Origin of the sequence: Burkholderia multivorans ATCC BAA-247, assembly GCF_000959525.1 — a bacterium.
In the GTDB taxonomy this organism is placed as follows: Bacteria; Pseudomonadota; Gammaproteobacteria; order Burkholderiales; family Burkholderiaceae; genus Burkholderia; species Burkholderia multivorans.
Genome location: NZ_CP009832.1, coordinates 2271177 through 2290652 on the forward strand (window position 1 = coordinate 2271177; position 19476 = coordinate 2290652).

The following is a 19476-nucleotide window of genomic DNA, read 5'->3' on the forward strand; positions in this document are numbered from 1 at the left end:
ATCAAGTGATGATTAGCGTCTTTTTTGATACCAGCGATCACGAATAGAATCGACTCGACCTCTGAAACTGGAGCGCAAGGCTATGTCGGCCACAACGACACTCTCCTCTCCCGACGCCATCCTGTTCGACGCATTCGGCACGTTGTTCGACGTGCATGCCGTCGTGGCTGCGGCTGAGCAGATGTTCCCCGGTCGCGGGGAACGGTTGTCGCAGCTGTGGCGACGCAAACAAATCGAATACTCGCAGCTGCGCACGCTCGCCGATCCGGCCGGTGCGCACTATCGCCCGTTTCGCGACATCACGCTCGACGCGCTGCGCTTTGCCGCACGCTCGCTCGGCGTCGCGCTGAACAGCGCGGCCGAAAAGCGGCTGATGGACGAATACGCGTGTCTGTCCACCTATCCCGATACGGTGCCCGCGCTGCGGAGGCTGCGCGCGCTGGAGCCGCGTCCGCCGCTCGCGATCCTGTCGAACGGCAATCCGCAGATGCTCGACATCGCGATCAAGAGCGCCGGCATGACCGGGCTGTTCGATCGCGTGCTGTCGGCCGACGCCGTGCGCGCGTACAAGCCGACTCCGGCCGCCTATGCGCTCGGCACCGCCGCGTTCGGCGCGAACCCGCGCGACATCGTGTTCGTGTCGTCGAACGCGTGGGACGTCGCAGGCGCCGGCTGGTTCGGCTACACGACGTTCTGGCTGAACCGCACGGGCGCACCGGCCGAAGAACTCGGCGTGCCGCCCGACGGCACCGGCACCGGCATGGCCGATCTGCTCGCATTCCTCGCCACCCCGGCTCCGTCCGGCAGAGCGGCGAACCGCACGCGCCCCGGCCCGGGCGCATGAGATTCGCATCGCTGCCGCCTTCCCCCTTCACCGAAACCGCAACTGACCGACCAAGGAGATGAGACCCATGAGCACCCCGATCACGCTGCCGCAAGGCATGGCGATCACCGGCGAGATCAAGCCGGGTTACGAAGCGATCTTGACGCCCGACGCGCTCGAGCTCGTCGCTTCGCTGCATCGCGCGTTCGAACCGCGCCGCCAGGCGCTGCTGCAGGCGCGCGTCGAGCGCACGAAGCGTCTCGACGCCGGCGAGCGCCCTGATTTTCTGCCCGAGACGAAGGCCATCCGCGAAGGCGACTGGAAGGTCGCGCCGCTGCCTGCCGACCTGCAGTGCCGCCGCGTCGAGATCACCGGCCCCGTCGAGCGCAAGATGATCATCAATGCGCTGAACTCGGGCGCCGATTCGTACATGACGGACTTCGAGGATTCGAACGCGCCGAGCTGGACGAACCAGATCGACGGCCAGATCAACCTGAAGGATGCGGTGCGCCGCACGATCTCGCTCGAGCAGAACGGCAAGTCGTACAAGCTGAACGACAAGGTCGCGACGCTGATCGTGCGTCCGCGCGGCTGGCACCTCGACGAGAAGCACGTGACGGTCGACGGCCAGCGCGTGTCCGGCGGCATCTTCGATTTCGCGCTGTTCCTGTTCCATAACGCGAAGGAGCTGATCGCGCGCGGCTCGGGCCCGTACTTCTACCTGCCGAAGATGGAAAGCCATCTCGAGGCGCGCCTGTGGAACGACATCTTCGTCGCCGCGCAGGAAGCGATCGGCATTCCGCGCGGCACGATCCGCGCGACGGTGCTGATCGAGACGATCCTCGCCGCGTTCGAAATGGACGAGATCCTGTACGAGCTGCGCGAACACAGCTCGGGCCTGAACGCGGGCCGCTGGGACTACATCTTCTCGGCGATCAAGAAGTTCAAGAACGATCGCGACTTCTGCCTCGCCGATCGCTCGAAGATCACGATGACGGTGCCGTTCATGCGCGCCTACGCGCTGCTGCTGCTGAAGACCTGCCACAAGCGCAACGCGCCCGCGATCGGCGGAATGAGCGCGCTGATTCCGATCAAGAACGATCCGGAAGCGAACGAGAAGGCGATGGCCGGCGTGCGTTCGGACAAGCAGCGTGATGCGACGGACGGCTACGACGGCGGCTGGGTGGCGCACCCGGGCCTCGTGCCGATCGCGATGGAGGAATTCGTCAAGGTGCTCGGCGACAAGCCGAACCAGATCGGCAAGCAGCGCGACGACGTGCAGGTCGAGGGCAAGAACCTGCTCGACTTCCAGCCCGAGGCGCCGATCACCGAAGCGGGCCTGCGCAACAACATCAACGTCGGGATCCACTATCTCGGCGCGTGGCTCGACGGCAACGGCTGCGTGCCGATTCACAACCTGATGGAGGATGCGGCGACCGCCGAGATTTCGCGCTCGCAGGTGTGGCAGTGGATCCGCTCGCCGAAGGGCGTGCTCGACGACGGCCGCAAGGTCACCGCGGAGCTCGTGCGCGAGTTCGCGAAGGCCGAGCTCGAGAACGTGAAGCGCTCGGTCGGCGGCAACACGCAGCCTTACGAGCGTGCGGCCGCGATCTTCGAAGAGATGTCGACGTCGGAAGGCTTCACCGAATTCCTGACGCTGCCGCTGTACGAGGAAATCTGATACGGCCGGCCGCCGCGGCGTACCGCCGCGTGCCGGCCGGTCCGTTCGTCAAAAAGCGCCCTGCGGGCGCTTTCTCTTTTTGCGACAGCCGGCTCGTCGTCGCGGACACCGACGCTCACGCCGCTTCGCGCTCGCGCCGATGCCGGACCCAGTCGCCGGATGCGATCCGCGGACGGTCGGCCGTCGCATGCGCGGCAACCGGGTAATACAGGCACGCATACTGGCGGCCGCCGAGTTCGACGGTCACGCTCTCCTGACGGAACAGCGTGTCGACGCCCGGATACACGCGCTCGATCTCGTCGAGCACGGGCACCAGCCGCTCGTCGATCTCGTACACATCGCCCCATACGATCGACGTGCCGACGTGCGCGGCCGTCATGCCGGGATACGTGCCGAAATCGTACAGTTCGCCCGGCAGCGCCGCCGCGCCGATCAGCGTCGGCGCGGGAATGCCGTGCCGCGCGGCCGCAAGGCCGATGTCGTTGATCTCGCCGGCCCTCAGCGTGCCGTAGACGAATACGTAGCGCATCGATCTCTCCTTCAGCGATTCGCGTGCAGTCGCACGTCGGGTCAGGTCAGCGACGTCGCGCTCACGAGCACGCCGTCGTCGTCCGCGTAGATCCATTCGCCCGGCGCGATCCGCGTGCCGAGCACCGTGACCGGCACGTCGCGCTCGCCGGCGCCGCGCTTGTCGCTCTTGCGCGGATGCGTCGCGAGCGCGAGCACGCCGACCTTGCATTCGCGCAGTTCGGCCGCATCGCGCACGCATCCGTGCACGACGATGCCGGCCCATCCGTTCTTCTCGGCCAGCGCGCCGAGATTGCCGCCGACGAGCGCGCAGCGCAGGCTCGCGCCGCCGTCGACGACGAGCACGCGGCCGCCGCCGTTCTGCTCGAGCGCCGCACGCACGAGCGTGTTGTCCTCGAACACCTTCAGCGTCGCGGCGGGCCCGGCGAAGCGCGCCGCACCGCCGTACGGCCGCAAGGCCGGCTGCAGCACGCGCAGCGTGCCGGCGGCCAGTTTGTCTTCGTGGGCGTCGCAAAGATCGGTTGTTGCAAACGTCATCGGTTCGTCTCCTTCGATCGAGGGGCGCGCTGCGGCACGGTGAACGCGAAGGCCGTCCCGCCCATACAAAGTTCATTGAAACGCTGCATTATCGACCCAAAAGCCGCCGCCTGCGCTTGCACGGCCCCTTCTACAATAACGGCATCGCCCGCCGCTCCAGTCCGAACCTCATGCATCCGATCGTCCCGGCCGACGCGTCGAATCCGTACGACGTCATCGACATTCCGCCCGAGTTCGCGCCGACGCGCGCGCACCCGATGCGCGTGCGCGCGCGCCACGTCGACGCGGGCAGCCGCATTCCGCTGCACACGCATGCGTGGGCGCAGCTCGCGTATGCATCGCGCGGCGTGCTGCGTGTCGCGACGACCGGCACGACCTGGATGGTGCCGCCGTCCCGCGCGATCTGGGTGCCGCCGCACGTCACGCACGAAGTCGCGATCGTCGAAGAGGCGTACCTGCGCACGCTCTATATCGACGAGTCGATCGTGCCGGACGGGCTCGCCGCGTGCCGCGTGGTCGAAGTGACGGGATTGCTGCGCGAGCTGATCGTCGCACTGGACGCGCGCGACCTCAGCGACGGACGCGAGCGCCTGCTATGCGGGCTCGTGCTCGATGAACTGAGCCGCGCGGAGCCGTTGCCGCTCGCGGTGCCGATGCCAGACGAAAAGCGGCTCCGGACGCTCTGCGAATCGGTGCTCGCGCAGCCGGCAAACGCCGAATCGCTCGAACACTGGGCGAGCGAGGTCGGGGCGAGCACGCGCACGATCTCGCGGCTCTTCAAGCAGGAACTCGGAGTGAGCTTCTCGCAATGGCGGCAGCAGGCGCTGCTGGCGCGCGCGATTCCGTTGCTGAATCAGGGGCGCCCGCTCTCGCATATCGCGCGCGAGCTCGGCTACCAGAGCCAGAGCGCGTTCTCGGCGATGTTCCGGCGCGCGTTCGGCGAAAGCCCGCGTGCCTTCATGCTGCGCGGATACGAGCACCGCGGCACCGAGCGCGTCGCACCGAGCGACGACATGCGCGACGACGACGCGCACGATACGGCGCGCTGAGCCTCGCGTCAGACCGGCCGCACCATGTGACGGATCGAGCCGAGTTGCGCGAGGCGCGGCCCTGTCACGTGATAACCCATACGGCGGTACAGACGCGCGGCCGGATTGTCGACGAACACGCGCAGTTGCAGCTCGTGCAACCCGCGCGCACGCGCCCAGCGATGCGACATGTCGAGTAGATAGGTGCCCGCGCCGCGACCGCGATGGCCGGCCGCGATCTGCACGTCGCGGATATGCAGCGAGTCGCCCTCTTCCGTCACGCGCAGCACGCCGATGCGCTGACCGTCGGCTTCGAGAATGAAATTCTCCGATTCGCGCCAGCTTGCGTAGAACAGGTCGCTGCGCCATACGAGCCCGTGCCGCTTGTAATAGCCGCCCATGTTGCCGTGCGTCAGCGCCTCGGCGAACGGAAAATCGCCGGGCTCCGCAGGCCGGAGCTGATACAGGAGTCGCAGGTCGGTCGGATCGAGCATCGCGCGGGGATCAGGAAGGCATGCCGTCACGATAGCGCAGTCGCGTGCGGATGCAATCGCGAATTTCTCGTAGCGCGGGGGCAGCGCGCCCAATCCCTTCGAACCCCGCCGGAAGCCGCGCAGGCGGCTTCCTCCCCTCCGCAGTCACGCGCCCGCAAGCGGGCGCAAACGGAAAAACAAATGAAAAAGCCCGCGCAAGGCGGGCTTCTTCATTTTCTGGCGGAGCGGACGGGACTCGAACCCGCGACCCCCGGCGTGACAGGCCGGTATTCTAACCGACTGAACTACCGCTCCAGTCTTGCTGCTTGCCTGGCAGGCGTCGGTTGCTTCCTGCCGGCGCATCGTTTGTTCGAACGACGCCGAAATCTGGCGTCCCCTAGGGGATTCGAACCCCTGTACTCACCGTGAAAGGGTGATGTCCTAGGCCTCTAGACGAAGGGGACAACGTACTGCTTACATCCTTAATACAAAAGCCCGCTCAAAAACGTCTTGAACGGGCTTCGTTCTGGCGGAGCGGACGGGACTCGAACCCGCGACCCCCGGCGTGACAGGCCGGTATTCTAACCGACTGAACTACCGCTCCAGCTTTTCTGCACCGTCACCTGCAGGACGTCGGTCACGCTCCCGCAAGCTTTGCGACACTTCTACGAAACGCCGCTGAATCTGGCGTCCCCTAGGGGATTCGAACCCCTGTACTCACCGTGAAAGGGTGATGTCCTAGGCCTCTAGACGAAGGGGACAACGTACTGCTTACACCTTAATACAAAAGCCCGCTCAAAATGGCTTGAACGGGCTTCGTTCTGGCGGAGCGGACGGGACTCGAACCCGCGACCCCCGGCGTGACAGGCCGGTATTCTAACCGACTGAACTACCGCTCCAACTTCCTGCACCGTCACCTGCAGGACGTCGGTTACGTTCCTGCAAGCTTCGCAGCGCTTCTACGAAACGCCGCTGAATCTGGCGTCCCCTAGGGGATTCGAACCCCTGTACTCACCGTGAAAGGGTGATGTCCTAGGCCTCTAGACGAAGGGGACAAAATCTTTTCAGATTTGTCTGGTTTCGCTATCAACTACTCGATAACAGCGAAGCCCGAAATTTTAACTGCTTTAAATCGTTTTGTGAAGCATTTATTACTACATGACTTCGCGAAACGATTCGTTTGTTCTGTTGGTGGAGGTAAGCGGGATCGAACCGCTGACCTCTTGCATGCCATGCAAGCGCTCTCCCAGCTGAGCTATACCCCCTTGCAGAACAGAAATGAGATTATATGGACCTACTTTGCAGTTGTAAATAGCTTTTTGCGAATCGGGCGAATTTTTTTGCGAAGCCACGTCGTCGTCGACGCGCGGCCTCGCGTCGACGCGCACTTACGCGAGCGCCGCCTCGATGCGCGACACGACGACGTCGCGATCGAACAGCGCGAGCACCGCGTCGATCGACGGCGTATGCGTGGTGCCCGCCACGAGCAGGCGCACCGGCATCGCGAGCTGCGGCATCTTCAGCTTGTGCGCGGCAAGCGTCGCCTTCAGCGCGGCCGAGATCGCATCCTTCGTCCAGTTGGCCGCCTTCAGCGCGGCGGCGAGATCGGCAAGCGCCGGCCGCACGGCGTCGGTCAGGTGCTGTGCGAGCGCATCGGCGTCCGGCGCCGGCACGCGGTAGAACATCGCCGCGCCTTCCGCGATTTCCTTGACCGTCGTCGCGCGATCCTTCATCAGCGCGATCACGGCCTCGAGCGCCGGGCCGGCCGCGAGCGCCGCGTCGTCGATCGCCAGCGCCGCGAGGAACGGTTTCGCGAGCGCGGCCAGGCGCGCGTTGTCGGCTTCCTTGATGTAGTGCGCGTTCAGCCAGTTCAGCTTGTTGTGGTCGTACTGCGCGGGCGACTTGCCGAGATGCTCGAGATCGAACCATTCGACGAACTGCTCACGCGAGAAGATTTCCGCATCGCCGTGCGACCAGCCCAGACGCGCGAGATAGTTGACGACCGCTTCCGGCAGATAACCGGCGTCGCGATACGCCGTCACGCTCATCGCGCCGTGACGCTTGCTCATCTTCTCGCCCTGCTCGTTCAGCACGGTCGGCAGGTGCGCATACACGGGCGGCTCGCCGCCGAGCGCGCGCAGGATGTTGATTTGGCGCGGCGTGTTGTTCACGTGATCGTCGCCGCGGATCACGTGCGTGATGCCCATATCCATGTCGTCGACGACCACGCAGAAGTTGTAGATCGGCGTGCCGTCCGGACGCGCGATCACGAGATCGTCGAGTTCCTCGTTCGAGATCTCGACGCGCCCCTTCACCGCGTCGTCCCACACGACGGTGCCCGTCAGCGGATTGCGGAAACGCAGCACCGGCTTCACGCCCGGCGGCGGCTCCGGCAGCACCTTGCCGGGCTCCGGACGCCACGTGCCGTCATAGCGCGGCTTCAGACCGGCCGCGCGCTGGCGTTCGCGCAGCGCGTCGAGTTCTTCGGCCGACATGTAGCACGGGTAGGCAAGCCCCTTCTCCAGCATCTGCGCGAGCACCTCGCGATAGCGGTCCATCCGCTGCATCTGGTAGATCGGGCCTTCGTCGAAATCGAGACCGAGCCATTCCATCCCTTCGAGGATCGCGTCGACGGCCTCCTTCGACGAGCGTTCGACGTCGGTATCCTCGATACGCAGCACGAACGTGCCTTTCATCTTGCGCGCGAACGCCCACGGATAAAGCGCGGAGCGGATGTTGCCGAGGTGGATGAAGCCGGTGGGACTCGGCGCGAAGCGGGTACGGACAGGACGGGTCATAAACGGTAACTCGAACGCCTGGGGCGCATGAATGATTCGACGCGGGATCGGCGGCGGCCATGCGAGCGGCTGCGTGCCGGCGACGCCCGGAACGGGAAAGAAGCCGGAATTATACTCGCGCCGCCCATCGCGCCAAGCGCGCCGCTTGCTTTATGATGTGCGCGCCGCGGCCGCCTGCCGGCGCCGCGCCGGTTGCGCGGACCTTGCCGCGCCGCCGCTCGCGAACCTATCGCCGCGCGGGCCCGACGGCCCGCCGCCCAGCCGCCGGAGAATCTTCGATGTCGTCCCCTCGCCTGTCGCGCCGCCAGTTCACGATCGCGTGCGCGTCCGCCAGCCTCGCCGCCTGCACTTCGTTCGGCGGCAAATCGCGCTCCGATAGCGCATCGAGTGCGACGCAGCCGCACGACAAGCCGGTCAAGATCGGCATCGCGCTCGGCGGCGGCGCCGCGCGCGGCTTTTCGCATATCGGCGTGCTGAAGGCGCTCGAGGCGCGCGGCATCGCGATCGACCTCGTCGCCGGCACGAGCGCGGGCTCGGTGGTCGGCGCGCTGTATGCGTCGGGAATGAACGGCTTGCAGATCAACAAGATCGCACTCGACATGGATCAGGCGTCGATCAGCGACTGGGCGCTGCCGTTTCGCTCGCGCGGGCTGCTGCAGGGCGTCGCGCTGCAGAACTTCCTGAACAAGGCGCTCAACAATCGGCCGATCGAGAAAATGCCGAAGCCGCTCGGCATCGTCGCCACCGATCTGCAAAGCGGCCAGCCGATCCTGTTCCAGCAGGGCAATACGGGGCTCGCGGTGCGCGCGTCGTGCAGCGTGCCGTCCGTGTTCGAGCCGGTGAAGATCGGCAACCGCGAATACGTCGACGGCGGGCTCGTCAGCCCGGTGCCTGCGTCGTTCGCGCGCCGCATGGGCGCGAACTTCGTGATCGCGGTCGACATCTCGGCGCGCCCCGACGGCGCGGCGACGAACAACCCGATCGAGATGCTGCTGCAGACGTTCACGATCATGGGACAGACGATCAAGACCTACGAACTCGACAAGTACGCGGACGTCGTGATCCGGCCGAATCTCGCCGCGACGGGCGGCAGCGACTTCAACCAGCGCAACGCGGCGATCCTCGCGGGCGAGGAAGCGGTCGCGCGGATCATGCCGGAACTGCAGCGCAAGCTCGCCGCGGCGCGCGGCGTTCCCGTCGCGTAACGTACGGCGCCGCCGTCGCGCCGCACAGACAAAAGCCCCTGCCGCCTTCCGGCGACAGGGGCTTGTTCGATTCCGTCCGACCCGGACGAAAGCGCGTCAGTTGTTCGCGTTGTCCGCGTCGTTGCCGATCGTTGCGCGCACACGCTGGCGCAGATCGTCGGCCTTCATCGGAAACTGCGTCTCGATCCGGCGCGCGCCGGTGAAACGCTTTTCCCAGTAGCTGCTGTCGAGATCGTCGACACGCACGGTGCTGCCCGTCGACGGCGAGTGCACGAACTTGTTGTCGCCGATATAGATGCCGACGTGCGAGAACGTGCGGCGCATCGTGTTGAAGAACACGAGGTCGCCCGGCTTCAGGTTACTCATGCTTACCTTTTCGCCGACTCGGCTCATCTCTTCGGCGCGACGCGGCAGCGACATGCCGAGCGTGTCCTGGAACACGTAGCGCACGAAGCCGCTGCAATCGAGGCCCGAATCCGGCGAGTTGCCGCCCCAGCGGTAGCGCACGCCGATCATGTTGAGCGCGCTGACGACGACGTCGCCCGCCTTGCCCGCCATGCCCGACAGGAACGACTTCGCGCCGCCGCTCGACGGCTGGGCATTGGGCTGCTGGAGGGAGGAACCCGACCCGATCTGCGTCGAATTCGTGACATTTTGGTTAAAACTGCTGACTTCGTCGGCGAAAGCGCCGGGAGCTGCTGCGAACAGGGCGCCGATGAACAGCCCGGCGAGGGTGCGCGCGCATGCCTGGGTCAGGGATCGATGCTGCATTGGTCGATGGAATTTGCTTAAAAATCAGCTGATTGGCGGAAAATTTCGGTCGATACTAGCCAGCGCGTAATCGTTTGTCAAAACAAATTAAAAAATTCAATCGAGATAGTCTGACCATTGAGCCCTATCACGCTTTCCAGACCGCTTTCAACAGTTTTTGTGTGTAAGGATGTGACGGCCTCGCGAAGATCTGCTCGACGTCGCCCGACTCCACGATCATCCCGCCCTGCATCACCGCGACACGGTGCGCCATCGCACCGATCACCTCCAGGTCGTGGCTGATGAAGACATAGCCGAGGTTGTATTTCTGCTGAAGATTCGCGAGCAGCTTCAACACTTGCTGCTGGATCGAAACGTCGAGCGCGGACGTCGGTTCGTCGAGGATCAGCACGCGCGGCTCGAGCACGAGCGCGCGCGCGATCGCGATCCGCTGGCGCTGGCCGCCGGAGAATTCATGCGGATAACGATGCAGCACGGTGCGGTCGAGCCCGACCTCGCGCAGCACCGCGACCGATTTCGCGCGGCGCGCGTCGGGCGTCAGGTCGGGCCGATGCAGTTCGAGCCCCTCGCCGACGATCCGCTCGATCGTATGACGCGGCGACAGCGAGCTGAAGGGGTCCTGAAAGACGACCTGCATATTCGCGCGCAGCGCGGTCTGCTCGCGGCCGCGATACGTCGACAGCGCGCGGCCCTGGAATTCGATGTCCCCGTGTACGGTCTTCTGCAGCCCGAGCAGCGCCATCGCGAGCGTCGATTTGCCGGAGCCCGATTCGCCGACGATGCCGAGCGTCTCGCCCTGCCGCACCGACACCGACACGTCGGACACCGCCGTCACCGGCGTCGTGCCGAACCAGCCCGCGAGGCCGGGCCGCTTGCGCGCGAACTGCACGCTGACGTGACGCGCGTCGAGCAGCACCGGCGCGATCGGCATCACCGGCGCGACCGCGCGCTGCGGCCGGCTGTTCAGCAGTCGCTGCGTATACGGATGCTGGGGCTCGGCGAAGATCCGCTCGACAGGCCCGCTCTCGACGAGCCGGCCACGCTCCATCACCGCCACGCGTTCAGCGAAACGCCGCACGAGATTCAGGTCGTGCGTGATCAGCAGGATCGCCATCCCGCGCTTTTCCGCTTCTTCGCGCTGCAGTTCCAGCAGCAGATCGACGATCTGCGCGCGGATCGTCACGTCGAGCGCGGTGGTCGGCTCGTCGGCGAGCAGCAGACGCGGCCGGCAGGCGAGTGCCATCGCGATCATCGCGCGCTGACGCTGCCCGCCGGACAACTGGTGCGCATAGCTGTCGACACGCCGATCGGGTTCCGCGATGCCGGTGCGCGCGAGCAGCGCGATGGCGCGCTTGCGCGCCTCCGCGGCGCTCACGCCGTCGTGCAGCACGATCGTCTCGGCGATCTGCGCGCCGATCGTGTACAGCGGATTCAGCGCCGTCATCGGTTCCTGGAAGATCATCGCGATGTCGGCGCCGCGCAGCGCGCGCATCTCGCGCTCGCTCTTCGCGCCGAGGTCCTGCCCCGCGAAGCGGATCGTGCCGCGCACGTCGGCGTCGCGCAGCAGACGCAGGATCGACAGCGCCGTCACGCTCTTGCCCGAACCCGATTCGCCGACGAGCGCGACGCGCTCGCCGCGGCCGATCGCGAACGTCACGTCGTCGACGGCGACCGTGTCGCCGAAGCGCACGTTCAGATGCTCGAGCGCCAGCAACGGCTCGTCGTGCGTCGATACGGTCGCGCCGTTCATCGCTGCCCTCCCGCCGCACGCATCGAATCGGCGATGCGCGTGTCGAGCGCGTTGCGCAGCGCGTCGCCCATGAAGGTCAGCAGCAGCAGCGTCGCGACCAGCACGCCGAACGTCGACAACGAGATCCACCACGCATCGAGATTGCCCTTGCCCTGCGCGAGCAGTTCGCCGAGGCTCGGCGTCGGCGGCGGAACGCCGAGCCCGAGGAAGTCGAGGCTCGTGAGCGCGAGAATCGCGCCGCTCATGCGGAACGGCAGGAACGTGATCACGGGCGTCAGGCTGTTCGGCAGCACGTGGCGCCAGATGATCTGCCAGTTCGTCAGCCCCATCGCGCGCGCCGCGCGCACGTAGTCCTGCGTGCGGTTGCGCAGGAATTCGGCGCGCACGTAGTCGGCGAGCCCGATCCAGCCGAACAGCGACAGCAGCACGATCAGCAGCAGGAAGCTCGGCTCGAAGATCGACGCGAAGATGATCAGCAGATACAGCTCGGGCAGCGAGCTCCAGATCTCGATCAGCCGCTGTCCGACGATGTCGATGCGGCCGCCGAAAAAGCCCTGCACCGCGCCGGCGGCGATCCCGAGCAGCGTGCCGATCGCGGTCAGGATCAGCCCGAACTCGACCGACACGCGGAATCCGTACACGAGCCGCGCGAACAGGTCGCGGCCCTGCGCGTCGGTACCGAGCCAGTTCTCGCGCGACGGCGGCGCCGGATTCGGCTCCTTCGAGAAGTAGTTCAGCGTGTCGTAGTAATAGCGGTTCGGCGGATAGACGACGAAGTTGCCGGGTGCCTCGAGCCGCTTGCGCACGTACGGATCGAGATAGTCGGCCGGCGTCGGGAAATCGCCGCCGAACGTCGTCTCCGGATACGCGTGGAACAGCGGGAAATAGTAATGACCGTCGTAGCGGACGACGAGCGGCTTGTCGTTCGACCACAGCGGCGCGGCGATGCTGGCCGCGAACGCGACGACGAAGATCACGAAACTCCAGTAGCCGAGCTTCTGCTGCCGGAAACGCTGCCACACGCGGCGTGCGGGCGACGGCGACACATGCGCCCGCGCGGCCTCGACGCGGGACGGCGCAGCGACGCGGCTCATCGCGCACCTCGTCGCGACGCGGCGCACGGACTGACGAACGGGCCGCGGCGCGGCAGGCGGACGGACGGTTTCAAGTCAGCGCTCCAGGTTTTCGAATTGAATGCGCGGATCGACCCACACGTAGCAGAGGTCCGAAATCAGCTTGGTCGCGAGCCCGATCAGCGTAAACAGATACAGCGTGCCGAGCACGACCGGATAGTCGCGGCGCACGACCGACTCGTACGACAGCAGGCCGAGGCCGTCGAGCGAGAACAGCGTCTCGATCAGCAGGCTGCCGGTAAAGAAGGCGCCGATGAACGCGGCCGGAAAGCCGACGATCAGCGGCAGCATCGCGTTGCGGAATACGTGCTTCCAGAGCACCGTACGCTCGCCGAGCCCTTTCGCCCGCGCGGTCAGCACGTACTGGCGGCGGATTTCGTCGAGGAACGCGTTCTTCGTCAGCATCGTCACGACCGCGAAGCTGCCGACGACCGACGCGGTGATCGGCAGCGCGATGTGCCACAAATAATCGAGCACCTTGCCGGCGACCGAGAGCTGCGCGAAGTTGTCGGACGTGAGGCCGCGCAGCGGGAACAGTTGCCAGAACGAGCCGCCGCCGAACAGGACGAGCAGCAGCACGCCGAGTACGAACCCCGGAATCGCGTAGCCGACGAGCACGACGAGGCTCGTCGCGACGTCGAACGGCGAACCGTTGCGCACGGCCTTCGCGATGCCGAGCGGCACCGAGATCAGGTACGTCAGAAAGAACGTCCATAGGCCGATGCTGATCGACACCGGCAGCTTCTGGACGATCAGCGACCACACGCTCTGATGGCGAAAATAGCTGTCGCCGAGATCGAAGCGCGCGAAGCGCTCGAGCATCAGCCAGTAGCGTTCGAGCGGCGGCTTGTCGAAGCCGTACAGCGCCTTCAGCTGTGCGATCTGCTGCGGATCGACGCCCGTATGCGCGCGCATGCCGAACGGCGTCGCGCCCTGCTCCGTCGCGCCCTTGCGCAGTTCCTGCACCGCCTGCTCGACGGGGCCGCCCGGCACGAACTGGATCACGACGAACGTGAGCGTCAGCACGCCGACGAGCGTCGGAATCATCAGCAGCAGGCGTTTGAGGATGTAGCTCCACATGGCGTCGACTCGCGATCGATAGGCTTGGATGAAAGTTCGGTTGAACGACGGGCCGCGGGCGCGGCTTCAATGATCGGGCTTCGCCCACCACGTCGATACGACCCAGCTCTCCGCCGAATAGTACAGCGGCAGCGTCTGCGGATACGCAAGCGTGCGCTTGTAGGCGATCCGATGCGTCGTGCTGTACCACTGCGGAATCGCGTAGTAGCCGTGCATCAGCACGCGATCGAGCGCGTGCGTCGCGTCGAGCAGCTGCTCGCGCGTCTGCGCGGCCGTCAGCGCGCGCAGCAGCGTGTCGACGGCCGGCGACTTCAGGCCGATGAGGTTGTCCGAGCCCGGCGTGTCCGCGAACTGGCTGCCGAAGCGCGCGAGCTGCTCGGTGCCCGGCACCTGCACGCCCGGATAGCGGACCGTCGTCATGTCGTAGTCGAATGCGTCGAGACGCTTTTGCAGCAGCGCGAAATCGGCCGTGCGAAAGCGCACGTCGATGCCGAGCTTCGCGAGATTGCGCTGATACGCGGTCACGACCGGCGCGAACGCGGACCCCGCATCGTCGAGGATCTCGAACGTAAACGGATCGCCGTTCGCGTTGCGCAGCGCGCCGTCGCGGTAGGTCCAGCCGGCCTCGGCCAGCAGCGCGCGTGCTTTCAGCAGGTTCGCACGCAGCGAACCGGGCGGGTTCGTGCTCGGCTGCGTCACCATCGGGCCGAACACGGCGGGATCCAGTTGCGCGCGCAGCGGTTCGAGCAGCTTCAGCTCGCCTTCGCCCGGTGTGCCGGTCGCCTGCAGGTCGGTATCGGCGAAGTAGCTATCCAGACGCGTATAGCCGCCAAAGAACAGCTGGCGATTCAGCCATTCGAAATCGAAGGCGAGGTCGAGCGCCTTGCGCACGCGCACGTCGCGAAACAGCGGACGCCGCAGGTTCATGAAAAAGCCCTGCATGCCGGCGCCGTTATGCTGGCGGAATTCGCGCTTCACCAGTTCGCCGCTGTCGAAGCGCTTGCCGACGTCGCGCCGCACCCAGTTGCGCGCGATGTACTCGACGAGCACGTCGTACTCGCCGGCCTTGAACGCCTCGAGCCGCGCGATGCCGTCGCCGTAGAGCTTGTAGACGATCCGGTCGAAGTTGTTCGTGCCGACCCGCACCGGCAGGTCGGCGCCCCAGTACGCGGGATTGCGCCGGTACGTGATCGTGCGGCCGTTGTCGTAATGATCGATCAGGTACGGCCCGCTGCCGATCGGCTGCTCGAACGCGAGCTGATCGAACGGGATGCGCGAGCCGTCCGCGCGCAGCCCCCATTTGTGCGAGAAGATCGGCACGCCGCCCGCGATCAGCGGCAGTTCGCGATTGGTGCTGCGGAACTCGAAGCGCACCGTCGCAGGATCGACGACGACCGCGCGTGAAATTTCGGCGAAGTACGCGGCAAACTGCGGCGCCGCCTGCTTGCTCTTCAGCGTATCGAACGAGTACTTGACGTCGTCGGCCGTCACCGGATCGCCGTTCGAAAAGCGCGCGCGCGGATTCAGGTGGAACGTGACCGAGCGGCGGTCGGGCGCGACCGCGATGTCGTCGGCGAGCAGTCCGTACGCGGACGCCGGTTCGTCGAGGCTGCCCGTGGCGAGGCTTTCGAACAGCAGGTCGATGCCGGGCGCGACGTTGCCGCGCAGCGTATACGGATTGAACTTGTCGAACGACGTGAGCCGGTTCGGGTTCGCGAGCACGAGCGTGCCGCCCTTCGGCGCATTCGGATTCACGTAGTCGAAATGCCGGAACCCTGGCGGATATTTCGGCTCGCCGTACTGCGCGATCGCGTATGCGGCATGCGCGGCCGTCGCCGCAAGCGCCGCGTGCAACGCGAACGCCGCGGCGGCGGCGCCGGCCGTGCGCAGTGCCTGTGCGGCGCGGCCGCCCACGCGCACGGCGGCGGTCCATCGCGAACCCATCGTCATAGAAGCCCTGTCGTTCGATTGACGGAAGTAACGAGGGACGATTCTACCCATTCGATCGCCGATGAAGCCACCGCGGGCCGCTGCCCGGCCGTTGCGCACGCGGCGCACCCAAAAGAAAAACCGCCACGAGGGCGGTTTTCCGGGATGCGACGCGACGTGCGCGACGGCGGACGGCGATCATCGCCAGCCGTTGTGGCGGCCGCGATCGTGATCGCCCCAGCCGCGGCCGTGATGGCGGTACCACTCCTCGCGACGCCAGTAGCGATGGCCGTCCCAGTAACGATCGCCATGCCAGCCGATCACGATCGCCGGCGGCGGTGCATACACGGGCGCCGGCTGATAGACAACCGGCGGCGGAGGCGGCGGCGCATACACGGGCGCGGGCGCGACGTAGACCGGTGCCGGCACGCCGACGTTGATCCCGACATTGACACCCGCCATTGCTGCGCCCGACACCAGCAGGGCCGTCATACCGGTCAGCAGCGACGCAACACGCAAGGTCTTCATGGGTTCCTCTTCTGGTTGTTTCATGTGTGATTCGACTATAACGGGAAGCACCGGCCACGCATATTTCAAGTTTGTAAGAACTGATGCGCGGAATCGCAACACCGAACGCTCGCTAACGTCTTGTAACAATCGACGCAGCCGCGGCCACGCGTGGCCGCGCGCAATCATACTGCGGGCGCGCGTCCGCATGCCGGACGAAAAAAAGGCGGCACCTAGGTGCCGCCCTCTCGTTGCGCGGTCGAGCCGCGCGTCGCGCTGACGCTCAGCGCGACATCATGTTCATGCTGACGTTGTGCATCACCCACAACGTGCCGACGATCAGGATCGCCGCGGTCAGCACCGTGTAACTGAACGCCATCACGTTCCAGCGCTGGCCCGACGAGCCGTTCATGTGCAGGAAATACACGAGGTGCACGACGATCTGCACGAACGCGAGCACGGCAAGCGCGACGAGCGACGCATGCGGCGACAGCACGCCGCCCATCACGAGGCCGAACGACGCGGCCGTCAGCAGCACCGACAGGATGAAGCCGGCAACATAGCTGCCGACGCTGCCGTGCCCTTCTTCGAGTTGAGACGAATGCGAATGGGCCATTTAGATCACGCTCGCAAGATAGACAAAGGTAAACACGCAGATCCACACGATATCGAGGAAGTGCCAGAAAAGGCTCAGGCACGTCAGGCGCCGCAGATCGCGATCGGTCAGGTCGCCGCCGCGCGCGACGATCTGCCCGGCCAGCACGATCATCCACAGCAGGCCAGCCGTCACGTGCAGCCCGTGCGTGCCGACCAGCGTGAAGAACGCGGACAGGAACGCGCTGCGCTGCGGGCCGGCCCCTTCCGCGATCAGCTGCGAGAACTCGCGCAGTTCCATCGCGAGAAACGCCGCGCCGAGCACGAACGTCACCGCGAGCCAGCCGAGCAGCGCGCCGCGGCGCTGCTTGTAGGCGGCGAGCATCGCGAAGCCGTACGTGATGCTCGAGAGCAGCAGCGCGGCCGTTTCGATCGCGACGCCCGGAATGTCGAACAGGTCCTTCGCGGTCGGGCCGCCCGCATACTGGTTGCCCAGCACCGCGAACGTCGCGAACAGCGCCGCGAAGATTACGCAGTCGGTCATCAGATACAGCCAGAAGCCGAACACCGAATGCGACGGCGGATGGTCGTCGTGCTCGAGCAGCGTGGCGCTCAAGGTTTTTTGCAACATCAGTTGGCCTCCAGTTCGACGTCGTCGACGCGGGCGATCGCGCGCTTCGACGATTGCTTGTCTTCGGTCTTGCGCACGGTCGACGCCGGGATGTAGTACCCGTCGTTGTCGCGCGAGCTATAGATCACGAGCGTCGCGACGATGCCGACGAGCCCGGCGATCGCGAGCCACCAGATGTGCCACACGAGCGCGAAACCGAGCACGAGGCTGAATACGCCGATCACGAGACCCGCGCAGGTGTTCGACGGCATGTGGATATCGCGGATCGCGGCCGGGTTCGCGCGGGTGTCGCCGCGCGCCTTCATGTCCGCATAGGCGTCGAGCGCGCGCACCTGCGGAATCACCGCGAAGTTGTACTCGGCCGGCGGCGACGTCGTGGCCCATTCGAGCGTGCGGCCGCCCCACGGATCGCCGGTCGTGTCGCGGTATGCCGGCAAGTTGCGGTTGCGGATGCTGACGACGAGCTGCAGCAGCTGGCACGCGATGCCGATCGCGATCAGCACGGCGCCGAACGCGGCGACGAGCAGCCACGGATGCCATGCCGGGTTGTCGTAGTGATTCAGCCGGCGCGTCATGCCCATGAAGCCGAGCACGTAGAGCGGCACGAACGCGACGTAGAAGCCAACCTGCCAGAACCAGAACGCGGCCTTGCCGAGCGTCTCGTTCAGCTTGAAGCCGAACGCCTTCGGGAACCAGTAGTTGAAGCCCGCGAGATAGCCGAACAGCACGCCGCCGATGATCACGTTATGGAAGTGCGCGATCAGGAACAGGCTGTTGTGCAGCACGAAGTCCGCGCCCGGAATCGCCATCATCACGCCCGTCATCCCGCCGAGCGTGAACGTGACCATGAAGCCGATCGTCCACAGCACGGGCGTCGTGAAGCGGATCCGGCCGCGGTACATCGTAAACAGCCAGTTGAACACCTTCACGCCGGTCGGAATCGCGATGATCATCGTCATGATCCCGAAGAACGCGTTCACGTTCGCGCCCGAGCCCATCGTGAAGAAGTGGTGCAGCCAGACGAGGAACGACAGCACCATGATCGCGCAGGTCGCGTACACCATCGTCTTGTAGCCGAACAGCGGCTTCTTCGAGAACGTCGCAATGACTTCCGAGAAGATGCCGAACGCAGGCAGGATCAGGATGTACACCTCCGGATGCCCCCACGCCCAGATCAGGTTCAGGTACAGCATCGCGTTGCCGCCTGCTTCGTTCGTGAAGAAGTGCATGCCGAGGTAGCGGTCGAGACCGAGCAGCGCGAGCGTGGCCGTCAGGATCGGGAACGACGCCATGATCAGCACGTTCGTGCAGAGCGCCGTCCACGTGAACACCGGCATCTTCATCAGCGTCATGCCGGGCGCGCGCATCTTGATGATCGTCACGAAGAAGTTCACGCCCGTCAGCAGCGTGCCGACGCCGGAAATCTGCAGCGCCCACAGATAGTAGTCGACCCCTACCCCCGGACTGAACTGTAGTTCGGACAGCGGCGGATACGCGAGCCAGCCCGTCTGCGCGAATTCGCCGATCACGAGCGAGATGTTGATCAGGATCGCGCTGACGGCCGTCATCCAGAAGCTCAGCGAGTTGATGAACGGGAACGCGACGTCGCGCGCGCCGATCTGCAGCGGCACGATCAGGTTCATCAGGCCGACCATGAACACCATCGCCATGAAGAAGATCATGATCACGCCGTGCGCCGTGAAGATCTGATCGTAGTGATGCGGCGGCAGATAGCCGGGCGCGTTGTACGCGAGCGCGAGCTGCATGCGCATCATGATCGCGTCCGCGAAGCCGCGCAGCAGCATGATCAGCGCGACGATGATGTACATCACGCCGAGCTTCTTGTGGTCGACCGTCGTCAGCCATTCGGTCCACAGCCATTTCCAGCGGCCGGTGATCGTCAGTGCGGCGAGAATGCCCAGCACGACCAGCCCCATGAAGGCGCCGGCCCCCATGATGATGGGCTGATCGAACGGGATCGCCGAGAGTGTGAGTTTGCCGAACATGC

Annotated in this window: 17 protein-coding genes and 7 tRNA genes; 4 read left to right on the plus strand and 20 right to left on the minus strand. The window is 65.6% G+C overall.

The window, feature by feature from the left end; translation table 11 throughout:
• The first annotated feature begins 82 nt into the window (after positions 1-82).
• Complete coding sequence (locus tag NP80_RS22895) at positions 83-844, plus strand: haloacid dehalogenase type II (RefSeq protein ID WP_006410252.1); 762 nt, start codon at positions 83-85, stop codon at positions 842-844.
• A 67-nt stretch (positions 845-911) separates the two neighbouring features.
• Positions 912-2504: a malate synthase A gene (gene aceB / locus NP80_RS22900; RefSeq protein WP_006410255.1), complete on the plus strand. Its 1593-nt coding sequence runs from the start codon at positions 912-914 to the stop codon at positions 2502-2504.
• A gap of 115 nt (positions 2505-2619) precedes the next feature.
• Here aceB and NP80_RS22905 read toward each other — a convergent pair whose 3' ends face one another.
• Positions 2620-3033 (minus strand): gamma-glutamylcyclotransferase family protein, encoded by a 414-nt coding sequence (locus NP80_RS22905; RefSeq protein ID WP_006407733.1) that lies wholly within the window; start codon positions 3031-3033, stop codon positions 2620-2622.
• A gap of 41 nt (positions 3034-3074) precedes the next feature.
• Positions 3075-3569: a ribonuclease E activity regulator RraA gene (gene rraA, locus NP80_RS22910; RefSeq protein ID WP_006407734.1), complete on the minus strand. Its 495-nt coding sequence runs from the start codon at positions 3567-3569 to the stop codon at positions 3075-3077.
• Positions 3570-3739: 170 nt separating this feature from the next.
• Between rraA and NP80_RS22920 the strand changes: the two genes are divergently transcribed.
• Positions 3740-4618: an AraC family transcriptional regulator gene (locus NP80_RS22920; RefSeq protein WP_006407735.1), complete on the plus strand. Its 879-nt coding sequence runs from the start codon at positions 3740-3742 to the stop codon at positions 4616-4618.
• A gap of 8 nt (positions 4619-4626) precedes the next feature.
• Here the strand turns inward: NP80_RS22920 and NP80_RS22925 are convergent, their stop codons facing one another.
• The 9 genes from NP80_RS22925 to gltX form a co-directional block, all read right to left on the minus strand.
• A complete protein-coding gene (locus NP80_RS22925; protein WP_035488286.1) occupies positions 4627-5091 on the minus strand; it encodes a GNAT family N-acetyltransferase in 465 nt (154 codons plus the stop codon).
• A gap of 217 nt (positions 5092-5308) precedes the next feature.
• Positions 5309-5385: transfer RNA gene (locus NP80_RS22930), tRNA-Asp, on the minus strand.
• Between the two features lie 73 nt (positions 5386-5458).
• Positions 5459-5534, minus strand: a tRNA-Glu gene (locus NP80_RS22935).
• Between the two features lie 63 nt (positions 5535-5597).
• A tRNA-Asp gene (locus tag NP80_RS22940) sits at positions 5598-5674 on the minus strand.
• 81 nt (positions 5675-5755) lie between these two features.
• A tRNA-Glu gene (locus NP80_RS22945) sits at positions 5756-5831 on the minus strand.
• A 61-nt stretch (positions 5832-5892) separates the two neighbouring features.
• A tRNA-Asp gene (locus NP80_RS22950) sits at positions 5893-5969 on the minus strand.
• Positions 5970-6049: 80 nt separating this feature from the next.
• Positions 6050-6125 (minus strand) — tRNA-Glu (locus NP80_RS22955).
• Positions 6126-6259: 134 nt separating this feature from the next.
• A tRNA-Ala gene (locus tag NP80_RS22960) sits at positions 6260-6335 on the minus strand.
• Between the two features lie 123 nt (positions 6336-6458).
• Positions 6459-7868 carry a glutamate--tRNA ligase gene (gltX, locus tag NP80_RS22965; RefSeq protein ID WP_006410256.1) on the minus strand — a complete coding sequence of 470 codons (1410 nt, stop codon included), beginning with the start codon at positions 7866-7868 and terminating at the stop codon, positions 6459-6461.
• Between the two features lie 278 nt (positions 7869-8146).
• On the opposite strand from gltX, the gene NP80_RS22970 reads away from it, so the two are divergent.
• Entirely contained in the window at positions 8147-9073 is a 927-nt protein-coding gene (locus NP80_RS22970; RefSeq protein WP_006409819.1) for a patatin-like phospholipase family protein, read from the plus strand.
• A gap of 96 nt (positions 9074-9169) precedes the next feature.
• Here the strand turns inward: NP80_RS22970 and NP80_RS22975 are convergent, their stop codons facing one another.
• The 9 genes from NP80_RS22975 to cyoB all read right to left on the minus strand — a co-directional run bounded on the left by NP80_RS22975 (position 9170) and on the right by cyoB (position 19474).
• On the minus strand, positions 9170-9844 hold the full coding sequence (locus NP80_RS22975; RefSeq protein WP_006409815.1) for a C40 family peptidase: 675 nt from the start codon (positions 9842-9844) through the stop codon (positions 9170-9172).
• Between the two features lie 127 nt (positions 9845-9971).
• A complete protein-coding gene (locus NP80_RS22980) occupies positions 9972-11594 on the minus strand; it encodes an ABC transporter ATP-binding protein (protein WP_006408224.1) in 1623 nt (540 codons plus the stop codon).
• Positions 11591-12688, minus strand: a complete 1098-nt coding sequence (locus tag NP80_RS22985) for an ABC transporter permease (RefSeq protein ID WP_006409817.1) — start codon at positions 12686-12688, stop codon at positions 11591-11593. The genes NP80_RS22980 and NP80_RS22985 overlap by 4 nt, the downstream gene beginning before the upstream one ends.
• Before the next feature lie 75 nt (positions 12689-12763).
• On the minus strand, positions 12764-13807 hold the full coding sequence (locus NP80_RS22990) for a microcin C ABC transporter permease YejB (protein WP_006409818.1): 1044 nt from the start codon (positions 13805-13807) through the stop codon (positions 12764-12766).
• A 66-nt stretch (positions 13808-13873) separates the two neighbouring features.
• A complete protein-coding gene (locus tag NP80_RS22995) occupies positions 13874-15757 on the minus strand; it encodes an extracellular solute-binding protein (RefSeq protein ID WP_045594164.1) in 1884 nt (627 codons plus the stop codon).
• Between the two features lie 177 nt (positions 15758-15934).
• Entirely contained in the window at positions 15935-16264 is a 330-nt protein-coding gene (locus NP80_RS23000; RefSeq protein ID WP_006408220.1) for a hypothetical protein, read from the minus strand.
• Positions 16265-16526: 262 nt separating this feature from the next.
• Complete coding sequence (cyoD, locus tag NP80_RS23005) at positions 16527-16859, minus strand: cytochrome o ubiquinol oxidase subunit IV (protein ID WP_006402937.1); 333 nt, start codon at positions 16857-16859, stop codon at positions 16527-16529.
• Positions 16860-17468 (minus strand): cytochrome o ubiquinol oxidase subunit III, encoded by a 609-nt coding sequence (gene cyoC / locus NP80_RS23010; protein WP_006408936.1) that lies wholly within the window; start codon positions 17466-17468, stop codon positions 16860-16862.
• Entirely contained in the window at positions 17468-19474 is a 2007-nt protein-coding gene (cyoB, locus tag NP80_RS23015; RefSeq protein ID WP_006408938.1) for a cytochrome o ubiquinol oxidase subunit I, read from the minus strand. The genes cyoC and cyoB overlap by 1 nt, the downstream gene beginning before the upstream one ends.
• Positions 19475-19476: the final 2 nt, after the last annotated feature.

Bases quoted from the DNA above. Each gene is read 5' to 3' on its own strand.
- cyoD (WP_006402937.1), bottom strand. From the start codon at position 16,859: ATGGCCCATTCGCATTCGTCTCAACTCGAAGAAGGGCACGGCAGCGTC.
- aceB (WP_006410255.1), top strand. From the start codon at position 912: ATGAGCACCCCGATCACGCTGCCGCAAGGCATGGCGATCACCGGCGAG.
- NP80_RS22925 (WP_035488286.1), bottom strand. From the start codon at position 5,091: ATGCTCGATCCGACCGACCTGCGACTCCTGTATCAGCTCCGGCCTGCG.
- NP80_RS22895 (WP_006410252.1), top strand. From the start codon at position 83: ATGTCGGCCACAACGACACTCTCCTCTCCCGACGCCATCCTGTTCGAC.
- NP80_RS22920 (WP_006407735.1), top strand. From the start codon at position 3,740: ATGCATCCGATCGTCCCGGCCGACGCGTCGAATCCGTACGACGTCATC.
- NP80_RS22995 (WP_045594164.1), bottom strand. From the start codon at position 15,757: ATGACGATGGGTTCGCGATGGACCGCCGCCGTGCGCGTGGGCGGCCGC.
- NP80_RS22990 (WP_006409818.1), bottom strand. From the start codon at position 13,807: ATGTGGAGCTACATCCTCAAACGCCTGCTGCTGATGATTCCGACGCTC.
- rraA (WP_006407734.1), bottom strand. From the start codon at position 3,569: ATGACGTTTGCAACAACCGATCTTTGCGACGCCCACGAAGACAAACTG.
- NP80_RS22975 (WP_006409815.1), bottom strand. From the start codon at position 9,844: ATGCAGCATCGATCCCTGACCCAGGCATGCGCGCGCACCCTCGCCGGG.
- NP80_RS22905 (WP_006407733.1), bottom strand. From the start codon at position 3,033: ATGCGCTACGTATTCGTCTACGGCACGCTGAGGGCCGGCGAGATCAAC.
- NP80_RS22980 (WP_006408224.1), bottom strand. From the start codon at position 11,594: ATGAACGGCGCGACCGTATCGACGCACGACGAGCCGTTGCTGGCGCTC.
- NP80_RS23000 (WP_006408220.1), bottom strand. From the start codon at position 16,264: ATGAAGACCTTGCGTGTTGCGTCGCTGCTGACCGGTATGACGGCCCTG.
- NP80_RS22985 (WP_006409817.1), bottom strand. From the start codon at position 12,688: ATGAGCCGCGTCGCTGCGCCGTCCCGCGTCGAGGCCGCGCGGGCGCAT.
- NP80_RS22970 (WP_006409819.1), top strand. From the start codon at position 8,147: ATGTCGTCCCCTCGCCTGTCGCGCCGCCAGTTCACGATCGCGTGCGCG.
- cyoC (WP_006408936.1), bottom strand. From the start codon at position 17,468: ATGTTGCAAAAAACCTTGAGCGCCACGCTGCTCGAGCACGACGACCAT.
- gltX (WP_006410256.1), bottom strand. From the start codon at position 7,868: ATGACCCGTCCTGTCCGTACCCGCTTCGCGCCGAGTCCCACCGGCTTC.
- cyoB (WP_006408938.1), bottom strand. From the start codon at position 19,474: ATGTTCGGCAAACTCACACTCTCGGCGATCCCGTTCGATCAGCCCATC.